Source organism: Mesorhizobium sp. M7A.F.Ca.US.005.03.2.1, assembly GCF_003997795.1.
GTDB classification, from domain to species: Bacteria; Pseudomonadota; Alphaproteobacteria; order Rhizobiales; family Rhizobiaceae; genus Mesorhizobium; species Mesorhizobium ciceri.
The window spans coordinates 1-512 of record NZ_RZRP01001579.1 but is presented as its reverse complement, the minus strand read 5'-3'; the positions used below and the strand labels follow the sequence as shown (position 1 = coordinate 512).

The 512-nt window shown below is 62.7% G+C and carries 2 protein-coding genes; one reads left to right on the top strand and one right to left on the bottom strand.

Going from position 1 to position 512, the window contains the following annotated elements; genetic code table 11:
* Positions 1-160: helix-turn-helix transcriptional regulator (locus EN991_RS39250; protein ID WP_164769815.1), on the top strand; the 160-nt coding region annotated here is incomplete at its 5' end.
* Positions 161-176: 16 nt separating this feature from the next.
* On the opposite strand, the gene EN991_RS39245 is transcribed toward EN991_RS39250, so the two are convergent.
* Positions 177-512 (bottom strand): hypothetical protein (locus EN991_RS39245; protein WP_127370683.1); only part of this gene is annotated, 336 nt, incomplete at its 5' end.

The following is a 512-nucleotide window of genomic DNA, read 5'->3' as shown; positions in this document are numbered from 1 at the left end:
GCTGACCGCCAACGGCAACACCAGCGAGGAGATCGCGCGACTCCTGAAACTGTCGGTGCACACCGCCAACCAGTATCTGACCCAATCGACCCAGAAGCTCAACGCCGTCAATCGCAACCAGGCCGTTGCCAAGGCGCTGCGGCTGGGCTTGATCGAATAGAGGAATTCGAAAGCGATCAGCGATAGGCCAGCGGCTCGACCTTGCGGATACGCGCCTCTTCGATCACCGCTTCGAGCAGCGCCGTGTTGCGCTCCGGGTCTTCGCCCGGCTTCTCGAACGATACGTAGTTGACCGCCACCGACGCGCCGAGCTCGCTCAGCGTCAGCTGGAAATAGACGGTGACGCCGGGCGGCCTCAGTTCCAGATCGAGCACGATGCGCGGGCTCCCGCTCCAGTCGACATGCGCCTCACCACCATGGCCGAGCCGCAGAGTGCCCGGCATGAAGAACAACTCAACCGCTGAATCGACCAGGTCCGACAGGCATGCGAAATGCTCCAGCCGGATAAAGGC